The following is a 20,043-nucleotide window of genomic DNA, read 5'->3' as shown; positions in this document are numbered from 1 at the left end:
TCTAAGGGGCCGGCATGGCGATCACCGAAATCTCGCTCAACCTGCTGCGGGCCTTCGACGCGGCGGCGCGGCTGGGGAGCTTTACCGAGGCGGCGAAGGACTTGTTCGTCACCCAGGCGGCGGTGAGCCACCAGGTCAAGGCGCTCGAAAGCTGGCTGGGCAAGAGCCTGTTCCACCGCACCTCGCGCGGGCTGATGCTGACCGACGAGGGGCTGCTGCTCGCGCCGACCGTCGCCGATGCGCTGGCGCGGATCGAGCAGGGGATCGACCTGCTGCGTGGCGGCGTCGCGCGCGAATTGCTGACGGTCGGGGTCGTCGGCACTTTCGCGGTCGGCTTCCTGATGCGACACCTGCCCGATTTCCGGCGCCGCTTTCCGCATATCGAGCTGCGGCTGCTGACCAACAACAACAAGCCCGACGCCTCGACCGACAGCCTCGACCTGTCGATCCGCTTCGGCGACGGCGCGTGGCGCAGCGTCGAGGCGGTGCGGGTGATGGCCGCGCCGATGGCGCCGCTTTGCCCGCCGGCGATCGCCGAGACGCTGCATCACCCCGCCGACCTCGCGCGCTGGCCGCTGCTGCGGTCCTATCGGGCGCAGGATTGGCCGGCGTGGTTCGCAGCGGCGGGGGTTCCGCCGGTCGTCGCGCGCGGGCCGCAGTTCGACACCTCGATCATCATGGCGCAGGCGGCGCTGATGGGTGAGGGGGTCGCGCTGGCGCCGCCCGCGATGTTCGAAAGCGAACTGGCCGACGGGCGGCTGGTGCAGCCCTTTGCCGTCGATGTCGATGTCGGCGCCTATTGGCTGACGCGGCCGCTGGCACGGGTCGAGCGCGCGGCGGAGCGGGCGTTTGCCGAATGGCTGATCGAGCGGGCGGGGGAGAGAGCGGGTGATCGTTACCCTTCGATACCCTTCGCCTTCCCCCACGCCCGCGCCGCGGTGTAGCCGAGGTAGCCGGTGCCGAAGAGCGCGTAGAGTGGTTCGGGGATGCCGGCGAGATAGGCGTTCATGCCGTCGGCGACGCCCTTCGCCATGTCGGGGCGCGCGGCGGCGATCAGGCCCATCGGGATCGCCCACAGCAGCAGCGCGTACATGACGTAGAGGAAGCTGGGCCGCGCGCGACTGGTCCACGGGTCGGCGCTGCCGGCCTCGGCGACGATCGCGGTCATTCGGGTCTTGATCGCCTCCATCTCCTGGCTGCCCTCGAGCTTGAGCAGTTCGAGCTTGGCGCGGTCGCGCGCCTCGGGGTCGGGAATGATCTTGTCGATCAGTCTGGCGACGGGGCCGATCAGGCCTTCGATGATGCTCATGATTCGATATCCTTTTGCTGAAAGGTCACAAAGGTCACGCTACCTACCCCCTCTCTTTGGAGATTCAGGCGTCGCCGACCCGGTTCGCCAGCCAGCCGTAAAGGAAGGCTTCCTGGCTGGGGCGGCGCTCGGCGAGCGCGATGTAGCGTTCGCCCTGCAGCGCCTCCATCGCGCGCAGCAGCACGGTCTCGCCGCCCGCGTGGCGCACGCGCAGGAAGGCGTCGAGCGCGGCGAGGGTGCGCGGGCCGATGATGCGGTCGACGGCGATGTCGGGATAGTCGCGCGCGGTGCGGTTGAGCGCGTTGAGCGCGCGCTGGAGAAAGCCCGCGGCGATCGCAATGCCCATGTTGACGCCGGTGTCGAACAGTTCCGCGGCGATGCGCGGGGCGCGCAGCGCGACCTTATCGAAGCCGGGGCGCTGCCAATAGAGGCGGCGATAGATGGACGCCGCCATATCGCGCGGCAGGTCGCGCATCGCGCCGACATGGCCCTCGGCGCGCGCGACCGCTTCGGTGATGCCCCAGCAGGTCGGGCCGCCGCGGTCGGCGGGATGGTTTACATAGCGGCCTTCGCGGTCGATGACGGCATCGATCAAGGCGTCGGCGTCACAGGCGGACGGGTCCGGTTTCGGCATGATTCGCTCCTTTGGTTCATGAGGATTATTAAACGAACCATATCGGGATATTGTAGGAAAGGATTTTCTTCGATGCGGGCATTGCAGGTGCGCGAACTGGCGGCGGATCACGCGGGCTGCGGCCTTGTCGATTTGCCGCGGCCCGAGCCGGGACCCGGCGAGGTGCGCGTGCGCGTCCGCGCGGCGGCGGTGAATTTCCCCGACCTGCTGATGACGCGCGGCGGCTATCAGCTCAAGCCCGAGCTGCCCTTCACGCCCGGCCTTGAATTTTCGGGCGAGGTCGACGCGCTGGGTACGGGCGTCGGGGACTGGGCGGTCGGCGACGCAGTGCTCGGCGGCAATCGGTTCGGCGCGATGGCGGACTATTGCATCGTCCCGGCGGCGGCGCTGCGCGGCAAGCCCGAGCGCTTGGGTTGGGAGGAAGCCGCCGCCTATGGCGTCGCCTATCTGACCGCCTGGGTATCGCTGGTGCGCTGCGGCCGCGTTCAGGCGGGCGAGTGGGTGCTGGTGCACGGCGCGGCGGGCGGCGTCGGGCTGGCGACCGTCGATCTGGCCGGGGCGCTCGGCGCGCGGGTGATTGCGGCGGCGAGCAGCGCGGTCAAGCGCGAGGCGATTGCACAACTCTATGCCCCCGATGCGGCGATCGCGGCGGAACCCGGCTTTCGCGAAACGGTGAAAGAACTGACCGGCGGGCGGGGCGCCGATGTGATCTTCGATCCCGTTGGCGGCGACGTCTTCGACGAATCGACGCGCTGCATTGCCTTCGACGGCCGGCTACTCGTCGTCGGTTTCGCGTCGGGACGGATTCCGCAGATTTCGGTCAACCGGCCGCTGATCAAGGGCTTCGCGATCGTCGGGGTGCGCGCGGGCGAATATGGCCGGCGCTTTCCCGAACGCGGCGCGGAGAATATTGCGGCGATCGACGCGCTTGCCGCCGAGGGTCGCATCCGGCCGCATGTCCATGCGGTGCTCGACCTCGCCGACTGGCGCGAGGGCTTTGCGATGCTCGAGCGGCGCGAGGTGGTGGGAAAGGTGGTTTTGCGGCCTTAGGACGCGGGGCAGCCTCGGAGCCAAAGCTCGACATTCATTGGCCTCGTCATTCCCGCGAAAGCGGGAATGGCCAAGAGGAAGGTGGGGCACGCGCGCTCTTGATACCATTCCCTGCATAGCTATTCGCCGGGATGTGCGGATGGTCAGCGGCGCGGGGCGGGGTTAGCGTTCGCTTCATACAGGGGGATCGATCTCCCGGACCGAACGATCAGGGAGACGATGATGGCCCTTGTGCCCGAAGCCGCCAGCAGCACCGATCCGCGCCCGTCGGACGACGGCGGAACCCATGTCGATGCGCCCGAGCTACGGCTGTTCGTGATGGGGTTGTTCTTCATCTTCGGCGGCATCACTTCGCTGAACGACGTCATCATCCCGAAGCTGAAGGAGATGTTCACGCTCAACTACACGCAGGCGATGCTGGTGCAGTTCTGCTTCTTCACCGCCTATCTGGTGATCGGCATTCCGGGAGCGAAGCTGGTCAAGAAGATCGGCTATATGCGCGGCGCGGTCGCGGGGCTGCTGACAATGCTGGTCGGCTGCCTGCTGTTCATCCCGGCGTCGCAGAACGCGATCTATGAATTGTTCCTGCTCGCGCTCTTCGTGCTCGCGAGCGGGGTGGTGATCGTGCAGGTGGTGTCCAACCCGCTGATTTCTTTGCTCGGAAAACCCGAAACGGCGCACAGCCGGTTGACCTTTGCGCAAGCGTTCAATTCGCTGGGGACGACGCTGTTTCCGCTGTTCGGCGCGGCGCTGATCCTGGGCAGCATCGCCGATGTGAAGGCCGAGGATCTGTCCGGCGCGGCGCTGGATGCGTATCGCGTGGCCGAAAGCCAGGCGATCGTCCACGGTTATCTGGGCATCGCGGCGGCGCTTGCGGTGGTCGCGGCGGCGGTGTGGCTGTTCCGCAACCGGCTGAAGGGCGAACGGCACGAAGCGAGCGCGGGGCTGGCGGGGTTCGACCTGCTGAAGCGGCCGCGCTTCGGTTTCGGCGCGCTGTGCATCTTCCTCTATGTCGGCGCCGAGGTGTCGATCGGGTCGCTGATCATCAACTATCTGGCGCAGGACCGCGTGCTCGGCCAGCCCGAGGCGGTCGTCGGCTGGATGGTCTTCTTCTATTGGGGCGGGGCGATGGTCGGCCGGTTCATCGGCTCTTTCCTGATGTATCTGCGGATCAGCCCCGGCAAGCTGCTCGCCTTCAATGCGATCGGGGCGATCGTGCTGATCCTGATCTCGGCAAACAGCAGCGGGGCGGCTGCGGCCTATTCGCTGCTCGCCATCGGCCTGATGAACTCGATCATGTTCCCGACGATCTTCAGCCTCGCGTGCGAAAGGCTCGGTCGCCGCGCGGCCGACGGGTCAGGGATCATCAACGTCGCAATCTTCGGCGGTGCGGTGGTACCGGTGGCGACCGGTGCGCTCGCCGACGCGACCGGCGGCAATCTGGCGCTCGCGCTCGGGTTGCCCGCGCTCTGCTATGCGATCATCGCGGCGTTCGGACTTTATGCGCGGCGGCCCGCCGCTGACGAGCCTGCGGTCGTCGCCGACTCCTTCGCCTGACGCCTAGGCGGAGATCGGCGCGACGACGGCGTTCAGCACCTTCGCCGCATCGCGTGGGTCGAGCCTCGCCTGCAAACCGCGCTGGCCGGCGTTGATATAGACGCGCGGGTGGGTCAGCGCATCGGCGTCGATCGCCACCGGCACGCGGCGCGGCTGACCGAAGGGGCTGACGCCGCCGACCTTGTAGCCCGAGACGCGCTCGGCCTGCGCCGCCGGCATCATCGCCGCCGACTTGCCGCCGAGCGCCGCGGCGAGCCGCTTCATCGACAACTCGCGGTCGGAGGCGAGGATCGCGCAGGCAGGCTTGCCGTCGAGGAGCAGCATCAGCGTCTTGAGCACGCGCGCGGGCGCTTCGCCGAGCGCCTCCGCGGCTTGCAGGCCAACGCGTTCGGCCGACGGATCATAGGCATAATTGTGGACGGTGAAGGCGATTCCCGCCCGTTCGAGCGCCGTGGTGGCGCGTGTCGCTCGCGACATGCCCTGCCTTTCGAGGAGATAGCGATGCGGCGGATAAATTGGTCGGGACGAGAGGATTCGAACCTCCGACCCCCACACCCCCAGTGTGATGCGCTACCAGGCTGCGCTACGTCCCGACCGGCCCATGCTGGGCAGGCGTGGCCCCTAGCGCGGCTTCGCCGGTGATGCAAGACTCTCCATGCGCGAAGGCGGAGGGTGAGCGGCGGGGCGGCGCAAAATGACGGCGCCCGGTCTTGACCGCCCCCGCGCGCACCCCATCTGCGCCTTGCCGATCCGGGGGAGGGCGCAGCCACCGGTTGCGCGCCGCGCCCCTGCGTGATAGGCGCCGCGCCATCATTTCGCGCGCCGTGATCCCGCGGGAGGCCGGCGCTTTCGAACGGAAAGTCTTTCATTCATGTCGACGAACTTGCTTCTGACCCAGGCGGCCGGATCGGGGGGCGGGGCGGCCGGTTTCATCATGCTGGTCCCCTATCTGCTGGTCTTCGTCGTGATCTGGTTCTTCATGATCCGCCCGCAGCAGGTGCGGATGAAGGATCATCGCGCCAAGGTGGCATCGGTCAAGCCGCGCGACCAGGTCGTCACCGGCGGCGGCATCGTCGGCAAGGTCACGCGCGTCGACGATGATTATGTCGACGTCGAAATCGCGCAGGGGGTGAAGATCAAGGTCGTAAAATCGACCCTGTCGGACGTCCTGCAGCCCGGCGCCAAGCCCGCCAACGACTGAGCCGGCGCGGCCCGCGCGTGCGGGTCGGCCTTCGCGAACGGACCCACACCATGCTCGATTTCCCGCGCTGGAAAACCGTCGGCATCAGCATCATCCTGCTGCTCGGCATCCTCTTCACCATCCCGAGCTTCCTGCCCGACAAGGTCTTCAACCAGCTGCCGTCCTTCGCGCAGATGAAGGTCAATCTGGGTCTCGACCTGGCTGGCGGCAGCCACCTGCTGCTCGAGGCCGACCTTGCCGACCTGCAGAAGACGCAGCTTTCCAATATGGAAAAGACGGTGCGGACCGCGATGCGCGGCGAGCATGGAGCGGACGACGATATCGCGATCGGCGAGCTCAGGCGCACCGCCAACCAGGTCAGCTTCCTGGTCCGCGACCAGCGGCAGCTCGACGAGGCGCGCGAGCGGATGTTCCGCGAAACGCGCGGCGCCGCGATGACCGGCCAGCGCGACTGGAACGTCAACATCGTCGACACGACGCGCATCGTGATGACACCGACCCGCGCGGGCCAGCAGCAGGCGATCAGCCGCGCGATGGACACCGCGCGCGACATCATCGACCGCCGCGTCAACGCGCTCGGCACGCGCGAGCCGACGATCATCCGCGAAGGCGACGACCGCATCGTCGTCCAGGTGCCGGGACTCGACGATCCGCAGCAACTGAAGGACCTGATCGGCAAGACCGCGAAGCTGGAATTCCGCATGGTCGACGCCAATGCCGACCCTGCCGCCGCGGCCGCCGGCCGTCCGCCGGTCGGCAGCGAGATCGTCCCCTATGCTCCCGGCGAGGGCAATGGGGCCGCGTTCGAGGTGCTGCGGCGCGAGGTGATGATCAACGGCGAGCAGTTGATCGACGCGCAGCAGAGCTTCGACCCGCAGAGCAATCTGCCGGTCGTCACCATCCGCTTCGATTCGGGCGGGTCGGCGACCTTCGCGCGGGTGACGTCGCAGAATGTCGGCAAGCGCTTTGCGATGGTGCTCGACGGACAGGTGCTGTCCGCGCCGTCGATCAACGAGCCGATCCTGGGCGGCAGCGCGCAGATTTCGGGCAGCTTCTCGGTCGCCAGCGCCAACGCACTTGCCATCTCGCTGCGTTCGGGCGCGCTGCCGGTGAAGATGACGGTGGTTGAGGAGCGGACGGTCAGCCCCGAACTGGGCGCCGATTCGATCGAGAAGGGCGTGATCGCGGGCATCATCGCGACCGTGTCGGTGCTCGCGCTGATGCTGGTCGTCTATGGCCGCTTCGGCGTCTATGCGAACATCGCGCTGATCTTCAACGTCTTCCTGATCATCGCGACGATGGCGGCGTTCAACGCGACGCTGACCCTCCCCGGCATTGCCGGCTTCGTACTGACCATCGGCGCCGCGGTCGATGCCAACGTGCTGATCAACGAGCGCATCCGCGAGGAACTGAAACGCGGGCGAAGGCCGTTCCAGGCGGTCGAACTCGGCTATACCGAGGCGAGCCGCGCGATTTTCGACGCCAACGTCACCAACGTCATCGCCGCCGCGCTGATGTTCTGGTTCGGCTCCGGCCCGATCAAGGGCTTTGCCGTGGTGCTGACCATCGGCATCGTCACCAGCGTCTTTACCGCCGTCACCGTCACGCGCATGTTCGTCGCCCACTGGCTGCGTGCGAAGCGCCCGGCGTCGATTCACATTTAAGGGAGCGAAACGATGCGCCTGCTGAAACTCGTCCCCGACGATACGAACATCGATTTTCTGAAGTGGCGCAAGGTCGCGTCCTTCATGAGCTTCTTTCTGGTCGTCATCTCGATCGCGCTGGTCGCGGTGCGGGGGCTGAATCTGGGCGTCGACTTCGTCGGCGGCCAGTCGGTCCACGTCGAATTCACCGGGGAGATGCCGGAGATCGGCGACATCCGCGAGGAGGTCGGCAAGATCGGCCTGGGCGAAGCGACGATCCAGCAATTCGGGTCGGACAAGGCAGTGTCGATCCGCACGGCGCTACCCGAAGGCGACCAGGCGGCCGCCGAACGCGCCGGCCAGCAACTCGTCGCCGGCATTCAGAAGGCGTTCCCGACCGCACACACCGGGCAGGTCGAGACGGTGTCGGGCAAGGTGTCGGAAGAACTGCTGCGCACCGGCGCGATCAGCCTTGCGCTCGCGATGCTGGGCATCTCCATCTATATCTGGGTTCGCTTCGAATGGCAGTTCGGTGTCGGCGCGCTTGGCCGCCTGTTCCACGAGGTGGCGCTGACCTTCGGCTTCTTTGCCGTGACCCAGATCCAGTTCGATCTGAACAGCGTCGCGGCGCTGCTGACGATCGTTGGCTATTCGCTGAACGACACGATCGTAGTGTATGACCGCATCCGCGAAAATCTGAAGAAATATCGCAAGATGGAGATCGTTCCGCTGCTCAACCTGAGCATCAACGAAACGCTTTCGCGCACGGTGATGACCAGCGTTGCGGTGCTGATGGCGCTGACGGTGCTGCTGATCTTCGGCCCCGACGTGATCTTCGGCTTTACCGCTGCGATGCTGCTTGGTGTGTTTGTCGGCACCTATTCGTCGATCCTGATGTCGACGCCGGTGCTGGTGTGGCTGAAGGTCGGTCCGCACAGCTTCGTGCCCCGTACCTCCGCCGGAGCCGACGGCGCGGAGCGGGTGGCAAGCCGGAATGACGACGGGGCGGTGGTTTGAACCGCGCCCGTTAAATTCGCAGCTTTGACTTCCCTTCGCGTCGAGCGAAGTCGAGGCACGAGCGGGGATGTGAATCCTCTTTAAAGCATCACGTTCCGGCTTCTGCGCAGCGGCGGAGGTGGTCGGCCAGCTCGCGGCCGTTGCGATCCCAGTTGAAGCGGCCGGCGAGGCTGGCGGCGACGGCGGAAGGGAGCGGCGGATCGGCGAGAATCGTCGATATGGCATCGGCGATCGTAGGCGCATCGCGCGCGACGATGCGGCCCGCGGCGGGTGAGGTGACGAGTTCGGCCGCGCCGCCCGCATCGCTGATGACGATCGGCGTGCCGCAGGCGAGTGCCTCGACCCACGCATTGGCGAGCCCTTCGCTCGCCGAGGGCATGACCACGACATCGGCGGCGCGGTAAAGCTGCGGCAGGTCGGCGTGTGCGACCGGGCCGATCAGATGGACGCGGTCGGCGACGCCGAGCCTTTGCGCGAGGGCGCGGTAATGGCCCTCTTCCTCTCCCGCGCCGGCAAGCCAGTAATGGACGCCGGGCAGCGTTGCCAGCGCCTCGATCACTAGCGCCTGGCCCTTGCGCGGGATCAGCGCGCCGACGGTGAGGATTGCGGGCGCGGCGCCCATGCCGCGCACCGCGCGCGCGGTGGCTCGGTCGCCGGGGGCGAAGCGGTCGGTGTCGATGCCGGTGTAATGGACCGCCACCTTGCCTGCGTCGATGCCGATCGCCGCCATGTCGCGGCGCAGCGCATCGGACACGGCGAGCAGGTTCGCAGCCTTGTCGGCCGCCGCCAGGAGCTGTGGACGGCTGGCGGGATCGTGACCGAAATGGCTGATATCGGCGCCGCGTGCCTTGATCGAGAAGGGGACGCCGAGCGCCGCGGCGACGCGCATCGCGGCAGGGCCGTCGGGATAGAAGAATTCGGCATCGATGATGTCGGGCGCCGCGGCACGGGCGAGCGGCATCACCGCGCCGGCGATGGCGGCGGGGTTGAAGCGCGCGCCGATGCGCGGGAGCAGCCGGAAGCGCGGACGATGGACGATGAGGCCGTTCCATTGTTCGCTGCGCGGCAGGCGGCGCAGCGCGCGATAGCGCGGATGCAGCGACAGCGGCCAGGGGGGCAGGCCGACCGGCGCGACGACGGTGAGGTCGATGCCCGGCTGCGCGGCGAGCGCGCGCAGGCTGCGCTCGACGAACAGGCCGAAATTGGGGCGCGCCGCATCGGGGAAGAGGGTGGCGATCGAGAGGACGCGTAGCGGAGCGGTCATCTCCAACTCTCGATCCGTGCGTGCCGGGCCTGTCGAAGCACTGTCCTGCCTTATCGCTCGAAGAAAAGAACGGCCCTTCGACAAGCTCAGGGCGAACGGAGATCAGAGAGTCCTTATGAGACGAACGGCGACCGCCGCCCAAGGCGGATTGCTGACCACCTGCTGCCGCTGGCCAGTGCCGAGCGGGAGCAGGTGGAGCTTTTCGCCGTCGACATTGAGCAGGCGCGCGAAGAAGAAGCGGCCGGCGGGGCGGGGGACGAGAAGGTCGCGGTTGAGCGCGCCGATCCAGTCGCCCTCGATGCGGCGGCACCAGATTTCGTCGCCGGCGCGATAGTCGCCGATCGACGAGGTGACGCGCACCGCGACCATATCTTCGCCCGGCCGCGCGGTGAGCGCCTGTTCGGTGCGTGTCGGTGCGTGCGCGCCGTCGGCGCCGAGGTGAGCGGTGATGGTGAGCTGCGTGTCCTGCGGCAGTTGCACGAGTTCGGCGGCTTCGACGCCGAGCGCCTTGGCGATGCGGTTCATCCAGCCGAGCGAGAGGGTGCGGGTGCCGGTTTCGAGGCGGCCGATCGTCTGCGCAGTGGTCGGCGGCTCGCAGCGCTGCGCGACCTCTTCCAGCGTCAGACCCTTGGCGCGGCGCACAGTACGGATGCTGTTGATCATGCAATTGTCCTGATAACCAGATTGGTTTCTTCTTTCCTACAAAATCATCCAATGTCAAGCGGGACATGTAAAGGAGATTCGCATGATCGCACGCCGCCTGGAAACCCGCCCGCATCCCGACGACCGGATCGACCCCGGCAAGACCGGCCCGCAGGTGATGCGGCATGTGACGGTCAATGTCGCCGAAAGCCCGATCGCGTGGCTCGCGGCGCGCGGCCACCTGAACGCTGCGCAGCTTGGCGCGGGCGAGCGGCTGCGTGCCGATTATGAACGCGCTGGGCTGGCGGCGCGGGTCACGATGCGCTGGGACGCGGCGCCGCCCGCCCGGAGCCGCGGCGGGGCGCGGGCGTCGGACGCCTCGCTCGCCCGGATCGACGCGCATAGGCGCTTTCACGCGGCGCTCGACGCCGCGGGGCCGGGACTTGCCGACATCTGCTGGCGGGTGATCTGCGCGGGCGAGGGGATCGGCTGCGCCGAAAAGGGGCTGGGCTGGCCGGCGCGGTCGGGGAAACTGGTGCTGGGGCTGGCGCTCGACCGGCTGGCGCGGTTTTACGGGACGGGGTGAGTGGCGACTTTCGACCGGAAGGCGACGTTTCCATCATCGTCACCCTGAACTTGTTTCAGGGTCCATGGCCTGCCGTTTCCTTCGGCGCAGCGCAGGGTGAGAGGTCCGGCCATGGATGCTGAAACAAGTTCAGCATGACGAGGCCGCGAGGCAGTTTCCCACCCCAATGCCGCCGAACATCGCTTCACCGATGCTGATATTATTGCAGCGCCTCCACCTCTTCGGCCAGCGCCAGCCAGCGGTCTTCGGCAGCGGCTTTTTCCTGGCGCAGCATTTCGAGTTTTTCTGTCAGCGCGGTGAAGCGGGCGTTGTCGCGGGTGAAGAGGCCGCCGTCGGAGAGTTCGGTTCCGATGGCCGCCATTTCCGCCTCGATCTCGTCGATGCGGCCGGGGAGGCGGTCGTAGTCACGCTGGTCTTTGTAGCTGAGTTTCTTGCGCTGTTGTGGAACAGGCCCGCCCCCGGCCCCTCCCGCAAGCGGGAGGGGGGATTTCTTTGCCTTCGCCGCGGCGGGCTTTGCGCGCTTCGCTTCCCAGTCGGCATAGCCGCCCGCGACGATGTCGATCTTGCCCGAACCGTCGAGACCGAGGGTCACGGTGACGGTGCGGTCGAGGAAATCGCGGTCGTGGCTGACGAGCAGGACGGTGCCGTCGTAATCGGCGATCACCTCTTGCAACAGGTCGAGCGTTTCGAGGTCGAGGTCGTTGGTCGGCTCGTCGAGGACGAGCAGGTTCGATTCGCGGGCGAATTCGCGCGCGAGCAGCAGGCGCGAACGCTCGCCGCCCGACAGCGCGGCGACGCTGGTTTCGGCGATGCCGGGGTCGAAGAGAAAATCCTTCAGATACCCCTGGATGTGCTTTCTGACGCCGCGCACCTCGACCCAGTCGCCGCCGTCGGCGAGGATGTCGCGTACTTTCTTGTCGGGCGACAGCAGGCTGCGCTGCTGGTCGATGACGATCCCGTCGAGCGTCGGCGCGAGGGTGATCTTGCCCTCGTCGGGCGGAATCTCGCCGGTCAGCAGCTTGAGCAGGGTCGACTTGCCCGCGCCGTTGGCGCCGACGATGCCGATGCGGTCGCCGCGCTGGATGCGGAAGGTGAAATCCCGGATGATCGTGCGGTCGCCGAAGCGCTTCGTGATTTGATCGGCCACGATCACCGATTTCGAGCGGACGTCGTCATTGGCGAGGCCGAGCTTGGCGACGCCGGGGCCGCCGATCATCGCGGCGCGGGTGGCGCGCATCTCCATCAGCTTTTCGAGCCGGCCCTGGTTGCGGCGGCGGCGCGCGGTGACGCCGCGTTCGAGCCAGTGCACCTCGAGCCGCAGTTTTGCGTCGAGTTTTTCGGCGGCGCGCGTTTCCTCGGCGGTGATCGCCTCCATCCAGGCGTCGAAGCCGCCGAAGCCGATTTCCTTGCGGCGGATATGGCCGCGGTCGAGCCACAGCGTCTGGCGCGTCAGGCGGGTCAGGAAGGTGCGGTCGTGGCTGATGACGACGAAGGCGCCCGCGAAGCGCGACAGCCAGGATTCGAGCCAGTCGATCGCGGCGAGGTCGAGGTGGTTGGTCGGCTCGTCGAGCAGCAGCACGTCTGGATTCTGCGCGAGCGCGCGGGCGATGGCGGCGCGGCGGCGCTCGCCGCCCGAGGCGCTCGCGGCCTCGCGCGCCATGTCGATGCCGAGCTGGTCGGCGATCGCGGCGACTTCATGGCTTTCGGGGGCGTGGTCGCCGCCGGTCGCATAGTCCATCAGCGTCGCATAGCCGGTGAAGTCGGGTTCCTGCTCGAGCAGCACGACATGGGTGCCGGGAACGATGGTGCGCTTGCCCTCGTCAGGGTCGATGCGGCCGGCGAGCAGCTTCAGCAGCGTCGTCTTGCCGGCGCCGTTGCGGCCGATCAGCGCGAGCCGGTCGCGCGCGCCGACATAGATGTCGAGCTCGCGGAACAGCCAGCCGCTGCCCTGGACCAGGCCGAGGCCTTCATATGATAAAATCGGTGCCGCCATGATGAACGGCTCGCTACCGATGCGTTCAGCCTGATGCAAGCGGCCTCGGCGCAAAGGCCGGAACGGGTCCGCTCCGTCGGCGTTACGAGGGTGGGCAACGAACAGGAGATTCTTACATGACGAAGCAGATGTTCATGGCCATGACGGCCGCGCTTTCGCTGGTGGCAGCGACGCCGGCGATCGCGCAACAGGGAGGGACGATGGTGACGGCAGCGACGGCGCAGGGGCCGATATTGAGCTTTTCGGTGAGCGAGGAGGTGCGCGCCCGCCCTGACCAGGCGACCATCGGTGCCGGAGTGCAAACGACCGCGCCGACCGCGGTCGCGGCGATGCAGGCCAATGCCGCCGCCATGGATAAGCTGATCGCCGCCACCAAGGCGCAGGGCATCAAGGTCGAGAATATCCAGACGAGCGGCATCAACCTGTCGCCGCAATATGACTATAGCAATCGCAGCGACGGCCAGCCGCCGCGCTTCCTGGGCTATCAGGTGTCGAACAGCGTCCGCGCGACGACGACCGACATCGCCGGGATCGGGCCGCTGCTCGATGCGCTGGTCGCGGCGGGCGGGACCAATATCGACGGACCGTGGTTCGCGATGAAGGACCCCGACGTGATGCTGGTCGGCGCGCGCGGCGCGGCGATCAAGGCGGCGGACGCCAAGGCGCAGGATTATGCGAAGCTTGCGGGTTTCCGCACTGCCGAATTGGTGGCGATCGGCGAGGGCGGCTTTGCCGGGCCGCAGCCGCCGATGCCGCGCGTGCAGATGATGGCGGCCGAAGCAAAGGCGACGCCGGTCGAGCCGGGGCAGGTCGGCAACACGCTGACGCTGAATTTCCAGTATCGGCTGGTGCGGTAACAACCTCTCGTTCCGTTCGTGTCGAGCCCTTCGACTGCCTTGGCAGGCGCTCAGGATAAACTTCCGGCTGGGCCGGACGTCGAGACACCCCGAAGGCCCGCGCGACCCGATGGGCATCTCGACTTCGCTCGATGCGAACGGGATTATATGTTCGCTTAGCCCAACTCCCCCTCCGCCCAGGGCCAGGGTCGTTCGCGGAACCATTTGGTGATGATGTACTTGCGCCCTTTGCGCACCTTCATCCCGTGGTGGAGCGTGTCGGGGTTGGGCTCGCCGTCCGACCCGACATTGTTCCAGGCGAGCAGCTTGCCGACCTCGGGCTGGTGCATCTTGCCCGTCGCGAGGAAGCGGGTCGCGCCGCCCGCGGCGGGCTGGTTCAGATAAACCATCAGCGTCCAGCTCCGCTGGCCCGGCACCGCGCAATAGGTGTCCCAGTCGCTGCCTTGCGGGTCGAAATAGTCGGTGTGCGCCTTGAACTCCTGTCCCACGTCGTAGCGCTGGCCCTGCAGCGGCTCGCCATATTCCAGCGCGATGCCGGTGAGGTCGTGAAGCCGCACGTTGACCGCGTGGACGAACGGGTCGCGGTGGTCGAGGTCGCAGGTTGTGCTGGTGCGGAACGCCTCGTCGCCATTGGGATCGGCGATCGTCGACGGGCGCGCGTCGCGGTCGATGCGCTCGATCAGTGCGGTGCAGGTCTCCGCGTCAAGGAAATGCGGCAGCATGAACTGAACCAGCTTCGGTGTTGGCGCGCGGCGGATGCCGGCGACGGCGGCAAGCCGCTCGGCGGTGCGGTCGGCGTGCGAGGTCGCCATGTCGACAAAGCTGGGTGCGGCCATGGCGCCCTGTTTAGAGCCGTCGCCGCGCGCGAACAATGCTTGACGAAGGCGGGCGTGCCGCCTATCGCCCGCCCGCTGTCGGCGGCACGTCCGTCCGGCCCCGTGGCGATCGTAGCTCAGTTGGTTAGAGCACCGGTTTGTGGTACCGGGGGTCGTGGGTTCAAGTCCCATCGGTCGCCCCATTTTCTTTCCCTTTTCGCGATTCCGCAGCTTTGGCGTGACTCGATGTCTGCGTTGCTTTATTACGTCTTCGCGTAATTTTTTAACGTGAAGGTGAGTGCCATGTCCGCTGTCTGGGATTTCGCCGATTTCGACGATCACGAGCATGTCCATATGTTCCGCGATCGGACGAGCGGGCTGACCGCGGTGATCGCGGTTCATTCGACCCACCTCGGGCCAGGCGCGGGCGGGGTGCGATACTGGCATTATCCGCAGCGCGCCTCGGCGATCACCGACGCGCTGCGCCTGTCGCGCGGGATGAGCTACAAGAATGCGATGGCCGGGCTGCCGTTGGGCGGCGGCAAGGGCGTGATCCTGGCCGACGAGGGACAGGCGAAGACCCCCGAACTGCTCGCGGCCTTCGGGCGCGCGGTCGAGTCGCTGGGCGGCGCCTATGTCACCGCGGAAGATGTCGGGATGTCGGTCGCGGACATGGTCGAGATCGCACGCGCGACGCGCCACGTCAGTGGCCTGCCCGCGGCGGGCGACGCGGTGGGCGGCAACCCCAGCCCGCTGACCGCGCTCGGCGTCTATCTGGGGATCAAGGCGGCGATCCGCGAGACGCTGGGCACCGATAGCGCGCGGGGCGTGCGCGTCGCGGTGCAGGGTGTCGGCAGCGTCGGAGAAGGCGTCGCGCGGCGGCTGGCGGACGAAGGCGCGAAGCTGACCCTCGCCGACGTCGACCTGACGCGGGCGAAGGCGCTAGCCGAGGAGCTGGGTGCCGAGCTTGTCGATTCGGCGGCGATCATGGAGGTCGAGGCCGACGTGCTGAGCCCCAATGCGCTGGGCGCGATCCTGACCGAGCAGAGCATCGAGACGCTAAAAGCGTCGATCGTCGCGGGCGCCGCCAACAACCAACTCGCGACCGCCGCCGACGGCCAGCGCATCCACGATCGCGGCATCGTCTATGCCCCCGATTATGTCATCAACGCTGGCGGCATCATCAACGTTGCATTGGAATATCTGGGGCAGGGGAGCCGCGAGGAGGTCGAGAGCCGCATTCGGCAGATCCCCGGCCGGCTCGCCGATATCTGGGCAGAGAGCCGGAAGAGCGGCACGCCGGCGGCGGCGGTGGCCGACCGGATGGCGCAAAAGCGGATCGGGCGGGGGTAGAAACGAATCTCAACCCCGTTCGTGCTGAGCTTGTCGAAGCACCGTCCTTCTTTCTTTAAGCGTCGAAAGAAAGAACGGCCCTTCGACAAGCTCAGGGCGAACGGAGTGGGATGGCGTTGGCGATTAAATTCGCTAAGTCCCTCCGCAATGAAGCGGCACTTCTATCTCGTCAGTGGCTGGGCGTCGCTCGGGCTCGGGGCGCTGGGCGCCTTTCTGCCGCTGCTGCCGACGGTGCCGTTCGTGATCCTCGCGGCCTTCTGCTTCGCGCGGTCGTCGCCGCGGCTTGAGGCATGGCTGGTGACGCACCCGCAGTTCGGGCATCATATCGTGGCGTGGCGCGAAAAGGGCGCGATCAGCCGCAAGGGCAAGATCGCCGCGACCGCCGCCTTCGCGCTAAGCATCGTGCTGGCCGCGATCTTTTCGCCATGGCCGTGGGTGATGGCGCCAGTGATCGCCGCCGCGGTGACCGGAAGCTGGATATGGACGAGGCCGGAAGCATAGCCCCCGGCCTCGCCGTTTTCACTCTGTCGCTGATTCAGAAATCGACCGAAACGCGCCCATAGACGAAGCGGCCACTGAAGCCGAAGGGCGAGTAGGACGAATAGGGCAGATAGGCGTTGTTGAGCCCGTAATCATAGCCGTCGACCACGCCATAAGGTGTGCGGTCGGGATATTCGTCGAGCAGGTTATTGGCGCCGACCGCGAGTTGGACCGCGTCGACGGGGCGGAAGCGGAATTCGAGATCGACGACCCATTTCGGCGACAGGGTGAGGTCGCCGGGCGCGGCGCCCTTGGCGACGTCGATGTCGCCCTCGCTGCCGACCGGAATGAACACCGAGCCGTAGCGATTGCCGCGCAGCGTCAGTCCCGCCGGCCCCGATTCCCAATCGAGCCCGACATTGAGTTTGTTCGACGGCTGGCCGTCGGTCAGGCGCAGGCTTTCAGGCCGGGCGAACAGGCGGTCGGCGGTGAAGCCGCTGAAGGTTCGCCGGTCGGTGATCTTGGTGTCGTTGAGGTTGTAGCCCGCGGTCAGCGTCAGCTTGCCGATGCCCATGTCGGGCAGGCGATAGCTGGCGACGACGTCGAGACCCTGGGTGCGGGTGTCGATGCCGTTGATGAAGAAGCGCGCCGACGAGCCTGCCAAACCAGCTTTCTCGAGCGCGTCGCGAATATCCTGCCCCTGCAGATTCTCGGTCAGGGTGATGCGGTCCTTGATCTTGATATTATAATAATCGACCGTGATGTTGAGCCCGCGCACCATGTTGAACACCACGCCGCCACTGAAGTTCAGCGACTTTTCGGGCTTCAGTGGTTCGGCGCCGAGCGCCACCGCGATCGGGGAGCCGACCGGGAAGGTGCCGACCTCCACCAGTCCGACGCCGGTGAGGTTGACCGTCGAGGTGGTCGAGAAGAACTGCTGCGCCATGCCCGGCGCGCGGAAGCCGGTCGATACCGAACCGCGCAGCGCGAGGCCCTCGATCGGCTCGAAGCGCGCCGCGACCTTGCCGTTCACCGTGTCGCCGAAGTCGGAGAAATGTTCGTAGCGGCCAGCGACCTGGACGTTGAACATATCGCTGAGATCGGCGTCGAGTTCGACATAGCCGGCGAAGCTGTCGCGCGAGGCGTCGACTTCGGAGCTGGGCATGAAACCGCCGAACACCTGCGAACCGACGCCCGCGCCCTCGGTATAGAAATAGGGCCCGACCGCGTAGCTCGCGGGTTCGCCCGCGACGATCTTGTAATTCTCATTCCGCCACTCGGCGCCGAGTGCGAGCGAGGTGTCGCCGAAGCCGAGGTCGAGGTCGCGCTGGGCGTCGAAATTCACCGCGGTCTGGCCGTAACGCATGCCGCCGGCGTCGAACTTGCGCGGGCTGTGATCGCCGCCGAGGGAGACGTTGACGCTGTCCTCCACACCATAGTCGAGCCGGTTCGACCCATAGTTGATCGACAGGTCGAGGTTCCAGCCGCCGGCCTCGCCGCGGAGGCCGCCGGCGACCGCGATGTCGTGGATGGTGCTGGTGATGACGGGCAGATAGCCGTCCTCATAAATCGGCGCCCCGCCATTGTCCCAATCGGCGTTGCGGGCGTCGAGCGCGCGGCGATAGAAGCCGGCGCCGTTGGCATCGCGCACGCCGTAGCTGCCGAAGCTGTAGAGTTCCCACCCGCCGACATCCATGCCGGCATTGTAAAAGAAATTCATATCTTTCGATTCGCCGTCGCCGAAGCGGTGCCAGAAGCGGTCGATGGTCGTTTCGCGCGAGTCGCCCGCCGCGGCATAGTTGCGGCGCAGGTCGGCGCCCGAGCGGTTGGTCGGCGAGCGGTCCTTATATTCGGCGGTCAGGTTCAGATAGCCATTGTCGCCGACCGGCAGGCCGATGTTGGTCGCCATGGTCAGCGTGCCGCCGTCGCGCCGCTTGCGGTCGGAGTCGGTGAGGGTGATGACGGGGTTGTCCGAAGCGCCGGTAGTCGGCGCGACGCTGGCGACGTTTTTCACATCCTCCATCGTCGTGATATATTTGCCGTAGCTGATCTGCGCGCGGCCGCCGACGCTCTTCTTGAGCTGGATGTTGATGACGCCGGCGATGGCGTCGGAGCCATATTGCGACGAGGCGCCGTCGCGCAGCACCTCGATCCGTTCGATCGCGATCGGCGGAATCGTGTTCATGTCGACGCCCGACGAGCCGCGCCCGACCGAACCGTTGAGATTGAGCAACGACGAGAGATGGCGGCGCTTGCCGTTGACGAGCACGAGCACCTGGTCGGGCGCGAGCCCGCGCAGCGTCGCGGGGCGCAGCGAGTCGGTGCCGTCGGTCAGCGACGGCTGCGGAAAGTTGAACGAGGGAACGAGCTGATTAAGCAGCCGGTTGGTTTCGGTCGATCCGCTGTTCGCTAACGAATCCGACGAAATGACGTCGATCGGCACCGCCGAGTCGGCGACGGTGCGGTCGGTGCGGCGGGTGCCTGTAACGATGATCGTCGCGCTGTCGTCGACGGCGTCGACGCCCGCGTCCTGCGCCGCGGCGGGGACGGCCCAGCCGGTGGTGGCGAGCGCGGTGGTGACGGCGAGGATGGAGAGAGGATGTGAGGTTCGCATGGTAAGCTCCCTGTTTTTGCGAAGTGGCCCGACCCTAAGGTCCGCTCTGGGCAGCGCCAAGACCACCCCTATTCGACCGGCGGCATTGGAATTGTTACATTTTGGCGGCGGCTGTGGTAATCGTGCAACAGGGGCGACCTTAGTTGATGGCATTATGTTACGCGGTCCGGAGACGCCTTCGACGGTTCGGGGCGGGCTCGCCTCATCAAAGGAAGGACAATGTGTCCACGCCATAATACTGGACCACCGGGACGCCGTCGCCTAAGGCTGCGCGCGCGATGCACGCCTATGCGAATCCGACCCGTTTTCTGGCAATCGCCCGCCCGCTGACCCCCTGGCTGCTCGGCCTGGGGCTGGCGCTGCTGCTCGTCGGCGCGTGGGCGGGGTTGATGCTGGTGCCCGGCGATTACAAGCAGGGCGAGACGGCGCGCATTCTGTATGTCCATGTGCCCTCCGCCTGGCTCGGCATGGGGGGCTGGACCGCGCTCGCGGTCGCGGGACTCGTCCAGCTCGTGTGGCGCCATCCGCTCGCCGGGATCGCGGCGCGGGCGATTGCCGTGCCGGGAATGCTCTTCACCGCGCTCTGCCTCGCCACCGGGTCGATCTGGGGCAAGCCGACCTGGGGAACCTGGTGGGAATGGGACGGGCGGATGACCTCGATGCTTGTTCTCCTCTTTCTCTATGCCGGCTTCGTCGCGCTGACGATGGGCGACGCTAATGAAAATGGGGGCCAGCGGCAGGGCGGGATGCTGTCGCGAGGCGCCGCCGTTTATGCGTTGGTCGGCGCGGTCAACATCCCGATCATCAACCGCAGCGTCGTGTGGTGGAACAGCCTGCACCAGGGGCCAAGCATCACGCTGGGGGGATCGAGCATCGATGCGGCGCTGCTGTGGCCGCTCGGGCTGACCCTGCTCGGCTTTTCATTGCTGTTCGGGGGGATCGTCCTGATGCGGATGCGGCGGATCATCGCCGACAATCGCGTTGCGGCGCGGCTGCGGCGGCTCGCGGACGACGACGAGGGGAATTGA

The 20,043-nt window shown here is 66.9% G+C and carries 19 protein-coding genes and 2 tRNA genes; 12 read left to right on the top strand and 9 right to left on the bottom strand.

Translation table 11 applies throughout. The annotated features are described in order from the left end of the window. Nucleotides 1-14: 14 nt before the first annotated feature. Nucleotides 15-944: a LysR family transcriptional regulator gene (locus FHR21_RS09165; protein WP_184097448.1), complete on the top strand. Its 930-nt coding sequence runs from the start codon at nt 15-17 to the stop codon at nt 942-944. Here the strand turns inward: FHR21_RS09165 and FHR21_RS09160 are convergent. Further along, on the bottom strand, nt 896-1,309 hold the full coding sequence (locus FHR21_RS09160) for a holin family protein (RefSeq protein ID WP_184097446.1): 414 nt from the start codon (nt 1,307-1,309) through the stop codon (nt 896-898). The two genes, FHR21_RS09165 and FHR21_RS09160, sit on opposite strands and share 49 nt — an antisense overlap. Nucleotides 1,310-1,373: 64 nt before the next feature. Beyond that, nucleotides 1,374-1,943: a glycoside hydrolase family 108 protein gene (locus FHR21_RS09155; RefSeq protein ID WP_184097444.1), complete on the bottom strand. Its 570-nt coding sequence runs from the start codon at nt 1,941-1,943 to the stop codon at nt 1,374-1,376. Between the two features lie 72 nt (nt 1,944-2,015). On the opposite strand from FHR21_RS09155, the gene FHR21_RS09150 reads away from it, so the two are divergent. Together FHR21_RS09150 and FHR21_RS09145 are read left to right on the top strand one after the other, a co-directional pair. Then, nucleotides 2,016-2,993, top strand: a complete 978-nt coding sequence (locus FHR21_RS09150) for an NADPH:quinone oxidoreductase family protein (protein WP_184097442.1) — start codon at nt 2,016-2,018, stop codon at nt 2,991-2,993. A 222-nt stretch (nt 2,994-3,215) separates the two neighbouring features. Then, nucleotides 3,216-4,550, top strand: a complete 1,335-nt coding sequence (locus FHR21_RS09145) for a sugar MFS transporter (RefSeq protein WP_184097441.1) — start codon at nt 3,216-3,218, stop codon at nt 4,548-4,550. Nucleotides 4,551-4,553: 3 nt separating this feature from the next. Here the strand turns inward: FHR21_RS09145 and ybaK are convergent, their stop codons facing one another. Both ybaK and FHR21_RS09135 read right to left on the bottom strand, forming a co-directional pair. Beyond that, nucleotides 4,554-5,027 carry a Cys-tRNA(Pro) deacylase gene (ybaK, locus tag FHR21_RS09140; RefSeq protein ID WP_184097439.1) on the bottom strand — a complete coding sequence of 158 codons (474 nt, stop codon included), beginning with the start codon at nt 5,025-5,027 and terminating at the stop codon, nt 4,554-4,556. A 39-nt stretch (nt 5,028-5,066) separates the two neighbouring features. Next, nucleotides 5,067-5,143: transfer RNA gene (locus tag FHR21_RS09135), tRNA-Pro, on the bottom strand. A 278-nt stretch (nt 5,144-5,421) separates the two neighbouring features. Here FHR21_RS09135 and yajC point away from each other — a divergent pair. From yajC to secF, 3 genes are read left to right on the top strand one after another with little or no spacing between them, the layout of a single operon-like run. After that, nucleotides 5,422-5,751, top strand: coding sequence for a preprotein translocase subunit YajC (yajC, locus tag FHR21_RS09130; RefSeq protein ID WP_184097436.1), 330 nt, complete (start codon nt 5,422-5,424; stop codon nt 5,749-5,751). Between the two features lie 50 nt (nt 5,752-5,801). Beyond that, a complete protein-coding gene (gene secD, locus FHR21_RS09125) occupies nt 5,802-7,415 on the top strand; it encodes a protein translocase subunit SecD (RefSeq protein WP_184097434.1) in 1,614 nt (537 codons plus the stop codon). A 12-nt stretch (nt 7,416-7,427) separates the two neighbouring features. Continuing rightward, nucleotides 7,428-8,411, top strand: coding sequence for a protein translocase subunit SecF (secF, locus tag FHR21_RS09120; protein ID WP_184097432.1), 984 nt, complete (start codon nt 7,428-7,430; stop codon nt 8,409-8,411). A gap of 88 nt (nt 8,412-8,499) precedes the next feature. On the opposite strand, the gene FHR21_RS09115 is transcribed toward secF, so the two are convergent. After that, nucleotides 8,500-9,675 carry a glycosyltransferase gene (locus FHR21_RS09115; RefSeq protein ID WP_184097430.1) on the bottom strand — a complete coding sequence of 392 codons (1,176 nt, stop codon included), beginning with the start codon at nt 9,673-9,675 and terminating at the stop codon, nt 8,500-8,502. 102 nt (nt 9,676-9,777) lie between these two features. Continuing rightward, nucleotides 9,778-10,338, bottom strand: coding sequence for a helix-turn-helix domain-containing protein (locus FHR21_RS09110; protein WP_184097428.1), 561 nt, complete (start codon nt 10,336-10,338; stop codon nt 9,778-9,780). 82 nt (nt 10,339-10,420) lie between these two features. Between FHR21_RS09110 and FHR21_RS09105 the strand changes: the two genes are divergently transcribed. After that, nucleotides 10,421-10,903, top strand: coding sequence for a DUF6456 domain-containing protein (locus FHR21_RS09105; RefSeq protein WP_221235102.1), 483 nt, complete (start codon nt 10,421-10,423; stop codon nt 10,901-10,903). A gap of 199 nt (nt 10,904-11,102) precedes the next feature. Here the strand turns inward: FHR21_RS09105 and FHR21_RS09100 are convergent, their stop codons facing one another. Beyond that, on the bottom strand, nt 11,103-12,896 hold the full coding sequence (locus FHR21_RS09100; RefSeq protein WP_184097426.1) for an ABC-F family ATP-binding cassette domain-containing protein: 1,794 nt from the start codon (nt 12,894-12,896) through the stop codon (nt 11,103-11,105). Nucleotides 12,897-13,012: 116 nt separating this feature from the next. On the opposite strand from FHR21_RS09100, the gene FHR21_RS09095 reads away from it, so the two are divergent. Continuing rightward, entirely contained in the window at nt 13,013-13,753 is a 741-nt protein-coding gene (locus FHR21_RS09095; RefSeq protein ID WP_184097424.1) for an SIMPL domain-containing protein, read from the top strand. A gap of 155 nt (nt 13,754-13,908) precedes the next feature. Here the strand turns inward: FHR21_RS09095 and FHR21_RS09090 are convergent, their stop codons facing one another. Then, on the bottom strand, nt 13,909-14,589 hold the full coding sequence (locus FHR21_RS09090) for a prolyl hydroxylase family protein (RefSeq protein WP_246427139.1): 681 nt from the start codon (nt 14,587-14,589) through the stop codon (nt 13,909-13,911). A 105-nt stretch (nt 14,590-14,694) separates the two neighbouring features. Here FHR21_RS09090 and FHR21_RS09085 point away from each other — a divergent pair. The 3 genes from FHR21_RS09085 to FHR21_RS09075 all read left to right on the top strand — a co-directional run bounded on the left by FHR21_RS09085 (nt 14,695) and on the right by FHR21_RS09075 (nt 16,422). Then, nucleotides 14,695-14,771 (top strand) — tRNA-His (locus FHR21_RS09085). Nucleotides 14,772-14,871: 100 nt separating this feature from the next. Further along, nucleotides 14,872-15,921 (top strand): Glu/Leu/Phe/Val family dehydrogenase, encoded by a 1,050-nt coding sequence (locus FHR21_RS09080; RefSeq protein ID WP_184097422.1) that lies wholly within the window; start codon nt 14,872-14,874, stop codon nt 15,919-15,921. A 147-nt stretch (nt 15,922-16,068) separates the two neighbouring features. Next, entirely contained in the window at nt 16,069-16,422 is a 354-nt protein-coding gene (locus FHR21_RS09075; RefSeq protein ID WP_184097420.1) for a YbaN family protein, read from the top strand. A 34-nt stretch (nt 16,423-16,456) separates the two neighbouring features. Here FHR21_RS09075 and FHR21_RS09070 read toward each other — a convergent pair whose 3' ends face one another. Next, complete coding sequence (locus FHR21_RS09070) at nt 16,457-19,015, bottom strand: TonB-dependent receptor plug domain-containing protein (RefSeq protein WP_184097418.1); 2,559 nt, start codon at nt 19,013-19,015, stop codon at nt 16,457-16,459. A 278-nt stretch (nt 19,016-19,293) separates the two neighbouring features. On the opposite strand from FHR21_RS09070, the gene ccmC reads away from it, so the two are divergent. After that, entirely contained in the window at nt 19,294-20,043 is a 750-nt protein-coding gene (gene ccmC, locus FHR21_RS09065; protein ID WP_184097416.1) for a heme ABC transporter permease CcmC, read from the top strand.

Origin of the sequence: Sphingopyxis panaciterrulae, assembly GCF_014199295.1 — a bacterium.
Lineage (GTDB): Bacteria > Pseudomonadota > Alphaproteobacteria > Sphingomonadales > Sphingomonadaceae > Sphingopyxis > Sphingopyxis panaciterrulae.
This window is presented reverse-complemented; position numbering and strand designations above follow the sequence as displayed.